General features: G+C 58.1%; 7 protein-coding genes. 3 read left to right on the top strand and 4 right to left on the bottom strand.

The features are described from left to right. Positions 1-21: 21 nt before the first annotated feature. The gene (locus BFP89_RS04660; RefSeq protein WP_065884411.1) at positions 22-1,215 is read left to right on the top strand and encodes an MFS transporter; all 1,194 of its coding nucleotides are present in this window, start codon (positions 22-24) and stop codon (positions 1,213-1,215) included. Here BFP89_RS04660 and BFP89_RS04665 read toward each other — a convergent pair. Further along, positions 1,178-1,450: a DUF1652 domain-containing protein gene (locus BFP89_RS04665; RefSeq protein ID WP_065884412.1), complete on the bottom strand. Its 273-nt coding sequence runs from the start codon at positions 1,448-1,450 to the stop codon at positions 1,178-1,180. The two genes, BFP89_RS04660 and BFP89_RS04665, sit on opposite strands and share 38 nt — an antisense overlap. 102 nt (positions 1,451-1,552) lie before the next feature. Beyond that, positions 1,553-3,049 (bottom strand): PAS domain S-box protein, encoded by a 1,497-nt coding sequence (locus tag BFP89_RS04670; RefSeq protein ID WP_065884413.1) that lies wholly within the window; start codon positions 3,047-3,049, stop codon positions 1,553-1,555. 196 nt (positions 3,050-3,245) lie between these two features. Between BFP89_RS04670 and BFP89_RS04675 the strand changes: the two genes are divergently transcribed. Beyond that, entirely contained in the window at positions 3,246-4,214 is a 969-nt protein-coding gene (locus BFP89_RS04675; protein ID WP_065884414.1) for a hypothetical protein, read from the top strand. Positions 4,215-4,294: 80 nt separating this feature from the next. Next, a complete protein-coding gene (locus BFP89_RS04680) occupies positions 4,295-4,915 on the top strand; it encodes a transglycosylase SLT domain-containing protein (protein WP_065884415.1) in 621 nt (206 codons plus the stop codon). A gap of 258 nt (positions 4,916-5,173) precedes the next feature. Here BFP89_RS04680 and BFP89_RS04685 read toward each other — a convergent pair whose 3' ends face one another. Together BFP89_RS04685 and BFP89_RS29240 are read right to left on the bottom strand one after the other, a co-directional pair. Beyond that, a complete protein-coding gene (locus tag BFP89_RS04685) occupies positions 5,174-6,010 on the bottom strand; it encodes an IS3 family transposase (protein ID WP_065884008.1) in 837 nt (278 codons plus the stop codon). Beyond that, positions 6,007-6,312 (bottom strand): transposase, encoded by a 306-nt coding sequence (locus BFP89_RS29240; protein ID WP_241088523.1) that lies wholly within the window; start codon positions 6,310-6,312, stop codon positions 6,007-6,009. Before BFP89_RS29240 ends, BFP89_RS04685 begins: the two co-directional genes overlap by 4 nt. Positions 6,313-6,382 lie beyond the last annotated feature (70 nt).

Here is a 6,382-nt window from a genome sequence, read left to right on the forward strand (position 1 = left end):
CCTTCAAGGAAAGAGAGCAGGATGCTTGCCGCAATAAGAAACTATCCCCGCACGGTGAACCTGCTGCTGTCGGCCACGTTGTTGCTGACGCTGGCCAAGGCGATCACGTTTCCGTACCTGGTGATCTACCTCACCGGCCATTTCGCCCTGGATATCAGCCAGGTCGGCCTGGTGATCGGCAGTTCGCTGATTGTTGGCTCGCTGCTCAGCGTCTATGGCGGTTTCCTCGTCGACCGCGTCAACAGTTACCGCTTGCTGCTCGGGCTGAGCCTGGTGTTTGTGCTGGGTTTCATCGGTACGGTCCTGGCGCAGACTATCTGGGCGTTCTATAGCTGCCTGATTCTGATCAACCTGGCCTATGCGGTCATCGATATTGCGATCAAGGCCGGTTTCGCCAGCGTGCTGCCCGAGGATGGGCGCAGCGAAGTGTTCTCCATCAAATACACCCTGACCAATATCGGCTATGCCGTGGGCCCGTTTTTTGGCGCGATGGTGGCCAAGCTGGATATCAGCCTGCCGTTTATTCTGTCGGCGCTGTTGGGCGCGGGCTTTTTCCTGCTGTATTGGCGCCTCGGCGACCGCGCACTGACCACCGTCGACGCCACGCAAAAACCGGTGTCATTCCTCGCCGTAGGTCGGGTGCTGCTCAAGGATCACCGCCTGGTGTGTTTCACCGTTGGTGGACTGCTCAGTGCCGTGGTGTTCGGTCAGTTCGTCGCCTACCTGTCGCAATACCTGGTGACCACCACCACCGCCGAATACACCTACACGGTAATCAGCACAATACTCACCACCAACGCCGTGCTGGTGATTGCCTTGCAGTACCTGATTGGCCGGCGCATCTCGCACCGCTACTTGAGCCAGTGGCTGATCGCGGGCTTGAGCATGTTCATGCTGGGGTTGATTGGTTTTGCGCTGTCCACCAGCCTGTTGTGGTGGGTGCTGGCGATGGCGGTATTTACCGTAGGGGAAATCATCGTGTTTCCGGCCGAGTACATGTTTATCGACCGGATCGCTCCTGACCACTTGCGCGGCATGTATTACGGCGCGCAGAACCTGGCCAATCTCGGTGCCGCATTGGGGCCGGTGTTATGCGGGCTGGTGCTGGCCAGCCTGCCGGCGCATTACATGTTTTTGATGCTCGGGGGATTTATCGTAGGGGGCGGGGTGTTCTATTTCATTGGGGCGAAGCTGAAGGCAAGTCATCCAGGTTGAGTTTGCCGACGGTGTTGCTCTGCAGTTCGTAGCGCAACTCATCGACCATTTTCGCCACTTCTTCCGGAGTCTGCAGCCGGTTGGTGCTGATACCGGTGACCACCAGGTCGACTCGGCCGGTTTCGGCGTCGAATACCTTGAGGGTCAAGGACGCATCCCGGCACAGGGTGAATTCGCACGTCAGCGGCGACAGGCCTTCTTCGATGCAATTTCGCAGTTGAGAGAGGGTAAACATGCAGGTTCCTTCAAGGCACAGATTCGATGCCTTGAAGGTTATTGATTGCGCCGCCAGCCAATAAGGCGAATTCGCACTATATGAACTAGTGCATTTGCACTCTCAGCGCTTGTTTTTTACCCGCAGTTCGCCGGCAAACAGCCCGCGTTCACGGGCCCAAACAATAGCCGAACTGCGGCTGTGAACGCCCAGTTTGGAGTACACCGTCGCCACATGATTGCGCACGGTATTGGGTGCCAGCTTCAGGCGCGAAGCGATCTCCTTGTCGGCCAGGCCCTCGCAGATCAAGCCCAGCACGTCCCGTTCACGGGCCGTGAGGTCGGTAAAGGATACGTTCGGCAGGTTAGGGCTGTTGACGCTTTTGGCATTGGCCAGTTTCTCGATCAGGGTCTGGCTGAACCAGGAGGCGTCCTGCATCACTTCTTCGATGGCCGCCACCAGCTCCAGCTCCGAGCGCTTGCGTTCGGTAATGTTCATGAACACCAGCAGGTAGCACGGCACATCCTGGATCACCACGGTGTCGGCGGACACCACACAGTCGATCACTTCATTGCCTTTCTTGCGTACCTTGAGGTCGTGGCCGTCGAGGTTTCCGGCCTTTTCCAGCGTGGCGAACAATTGCGCGCTGGCAGGCGGGTTGTCGATGAAGTTGATTTCTTCGATGGACTTGCCGATCAGTTCTTCACTGATGTAACCGGTGATGCTCATGAATGCTTCGTTGACGTCCACAACCTGGCGGTTGGCGGCGTTGCACACCAGGGTCGGCACTGGCGTCAGGCGGAAGGATTTGGCGAACCGTTCTTCGCTCTGGCGCAGAGCGATTTCCGCCTTGCGACGCGGCTCCAGGTCCATGAACGAGAACAGCATGCAGTCTTCTTCGTTCATATCCAGGGGCTGGCCGGCCACCACAACCAGCTTGCTGCCGCCTTCGGGCAGCCTCAGTTCGGCTTGCATCTGTGGAATGGTCGCGCCTTGCCCCAGGCGCTCGATCGCCAGGTCCTTGCGCTCGGCCTGTTCGAGCACGTCCAGTTCATACACGGATTTGCCGATGACCTGGTCGCGGCTGTAGCCGGTCATTTCCAGAAAACCCTGGTTGACCTTGATGTAGCGCAGGTCGCTCAGGCGGCAGATCACGGCAGGGGCGGGGTTGGCGTTGAAGGTTTTTTCGAAGCGCTGCTCGGCGCTGGCCCATTCGGTGGCATCGCTGAGGATCAGCACCAGCAGTTCCGGCTCACCCTGTGCGTCAGTGATGACCAGGCTGCGCAGGCGGTGCACCCAGGTTTTTTCCTGGTCGGCGGTGGGAATGACCTCCACGATCACGTCGCTGAATTCTTCTCCCGCCGCCGCGCGGGCCAGGGGGTAGCTGTCCAGTTGCAAGGGGTGGTTGTTGCGATAGCGCAGACTGAAGCGCTCGGCGTATTGCCGGGTGTTGGCGCCCAGCCCCATGACGTCGCCTACGCCATGCATGGCCAACGCGGCCTCGTTGGCCCAGAGGATGGTCTGGTCGACCTCCGCCAGTATCACACCATCGGATAACCCGGCGATGATCTGTTGCAGTTGGCGGCGGTTGGTTTCTTTGGCAAGAACATCCTGTGTCATAGATTCTCCGAAGGCTGGACGCATTGAATTACGACATCCCGGGTTCTGGATAGTGCAGAGAAATTGTCCCTGTGGGAGTGCGAATGCACCAGGCCGGATAGTGCATTTGGGCCACGACTGAACGTATGTCGTTTCGCCACACTCACACCCATCAAGGCACTTTGCCTTGCTCCGATAATTTGAAAAGGACCTTTGTATGACCACTGTCTATGAAACCAATCGCTCGCTGTTTCGGGTGTCGTGGAGCTCGGTATTGGCCGGTAGTGCAATTGCACTGGTGACCTATCTGGTCTTGAGCGTGCTGGGTACGGCGATTGGCGCCAGTGCCGTCGATCCGATGGAGGCGGGTAATCCGCTAAGCGGCTTCGGCACGGGTGCCGGGATCTGGTTGTTTGTATCGACGCTGATCGCCATTGCACTTGGCGCGTTCGTGGCCGGGCGCACCGCACCGGATCGCGGTGGTCTGCACGGTGTACTGACCTGGACCCTGACCACTTTGCTGACCACCTGGCTGCTGGCAGGCTTGGCCTCCAGCGTCGTGGGCACCGCGGGCAACGTGGTGGGTAAAGGTCTGTCGGCTGCCGGCAGTGGCATCGCCGCCGCCGCACCGGGGATCGGCAACAGCATCAAGCAGCAGTTGAATGAGCAGGGTATCCAGCTGGACTGGAACAGCCTGCAAGGTCAACTCGATACCCTGCTCAAGCAAAGCGGCAAGCCTGAGCTGGACCCTGCCAACGTCGAGCAGAAAACCGACCAGGCTGCAGCCGATGGCAAGCAAACGGCGACTGACGCAGCGACCAACCCTACCCAGGCGGGCGATGAGCTCAAGCAGTGGTTCGAGCGCGTGAAAGCGTCCGGCGAGCCTGCACTGAACGCTGCAGATAAAGAGGCCCTGGTCAACATCGTCGCGGCGCGTACCGGCAAGAGCAAGGAAGAAGCCACGCAGATCGTCGATAACTACGCCCAGGCTTATCAGCAGGCCATGCAGAAAGTCGAACAACTCAAGCAACAGGCTGAACAGAAAGCCCGTGAAGCCGGTGAAGTAGCGGCCAAGCAACTGTCTCGTGCAGCCTGGAGCACCTTGGCGATGCTGCTGCTGGGTGCGGCCTTGAGCTTCTTTGTCGGTCGTATCGCGCTGACAACCCGTCGCGTGCCATTGGCTTAAAAACTGTCTGCGACAGGGACGCCGCCGCGGTGAACGCGTAAAATGCCCGACATTTTACGCGTATCACGCAAAGGTGCCCCTTGAGCGCAGGCAAAGCCGTCGGACTGTTGTTACTCACCTCTCTGTTGGCGGCGTGCGGCACCTCGCCGCCACGCACGCCCAACGACATCTGCAGCATCTTTCGCGAAAAGGATGACTGGTACGACGCCGCCAAGGTCACGCAAAAGCGCTGGGGCGTGCCCATCCAGGTGCCGTTCGCGATCATGTATCAGGAGTCGGGCTTTCGCTACGACGCCAAGACCCCGCGTAAATACCTGCTGTGGATCATCCCCTGGGGCCGCGTGTCCACGGCGTCCGGCTATGCCCAGGCCAAGGATGAGGTATGGAATGACTACCGCAAAAGCACCGGCCGCAGCGGCGCCGATCGCGAGGATTTCGACGACGCCATCGACTTCATCGGTTGGTACATGGACAAGACCTACACCATCAACGGCGTCTACAAATACGACGCCTACGGCCAGTACCTGAACTACCACGAAGGCTGGGGCGGCTACCGCCAGCGCACCTACGCCGGCAAAGCCTGGCTACTGCCGGTGGCAAGCAAGGTGCAGGCGCGTTCGCAGCTGTACGCGCGGCAATATGCCGGGTGCAAGGATGAGTTGGGGCGAGGGTTCTGGAGCCGGTTCTGGCATTGGTTGTAAAGCCCTGCGCTGGATGCATGCAAATCAAAATGTGGGAGAGGGCTTGCCCCCGATAGCGGAGTGTCAGCCACTGATATCTCGACTGATGCACCGCTATCGGGGGAAAGCCCCCTCCCACAGTAAATAGCGGTACGGCGACGGGCCTGTGGCGATGCCGCTGACAGCCTCAAGACGACTGCTATCTGACTGATGCGCTGCGGTCCAAATGTGGGAGGGAACATGAACTGGTCTAGTAATTCCGGACATTCTTTTCGGTTCTCACACTGCGAGCTTTTCCGCCGCTATCGGTGAGTGGTAGCCGTTGTAGCTGTGGCGCCTTACGCTGTTGTAGCGCGCCACATATCGGTTGATATCTGCCCGAGCCTCGTGCTCTGAACTGTAACCGCCCTCAGGCACCCATTCCGACTTTAAGCTGCCAAAAAAACGCTCCATTGGGGCGTTATCCCAGCACTGACCTTTGCGACTCATGCTTTGCTTCAACTCGTGTACCTGCAGTTCAGCCCTGAATTTATGACTCGTGTACTGGCAGCCCTGGTCGGAATGAAACAGCACGCCTTTGGGTCGCCCTCTCAACTCAATAGCCATGCGCAGTGACTCGCTTGCCAGCGTCGCATCGGCGAGCAGTGAATACGACCATCCCACCACTCGGCGCGCGAACAAATCCAACACCACCGAAAAGTAGAGCCATCGCTTGCCGAGCTGGATATAGGTGATGTCCGCACACCAGACCTTGTTGATGTCAGCGACATAAAACTCACGCTCCAGCTCATGCTCAGCCACCAAAGACTCAGCGCCTGACGACTTGTACTTATGTGGCCGGCGTTGTCGGCTAGCAATTCCAGCCTCTTTCATCAAGCTACGAGCCATGTAGCGCCCCACCTGATGGCCTGCACCTCGTAGGTCTTCAGAAAGAGTTCGTGCCCCAGCCGATCCTCTGGACGCCTTGTGATACTTAATCAGAACAACCTTAAGCGCTTCGCGCTCAAGATCGATTTTTCCCTGACGCTGACGCCAGGCGTAGTAGCTGCTGCGGTTGACTTCAAAAACACGACAGCAATCTGTAATGCCGTACTGTTCGCCTAGCTCGCTGATCAGAGGGAATGATCTTTGGAGTCCAAAAGCAGGAGAACACTGGCCTTTTTTAGGATTTCGATATCCCGGTCTTTTTGCCTGAGCAGGGCCTGGAGTTCTTGAATTTTCTTCTGTTCGGCAGTAATTGCCTTGGTGCCCGTCATCGTCGATCCGGCGCGCTCTTTACGCACCTGTTCGACCCAGCGGCGCAACGCCGTAGGGCCAATATCCAAACTGGCGCAAACTTCGGGAACAGACATATTTTGATCAAGCACCATGCTTGCAGCGTTGAGTTTGACCTCACTGGAATAGGACTTTCGCATCATCTATACACCTCAGGTCTGGGCGCCATCATAGCGCCCTATTGATGTGTCCAAATTCATTAGACCAGTTCAA

The organism is Pseudomonas sp. 31 R 17 (assembly GCF_900004915.1).
GTDB lineage: Bacteria > Pseudomonadota > Gammaproteobacteria > Pseudomonadales > Pseudomonadaceae > Aquipseudomonas > Aquipseudomonas orientalis_A.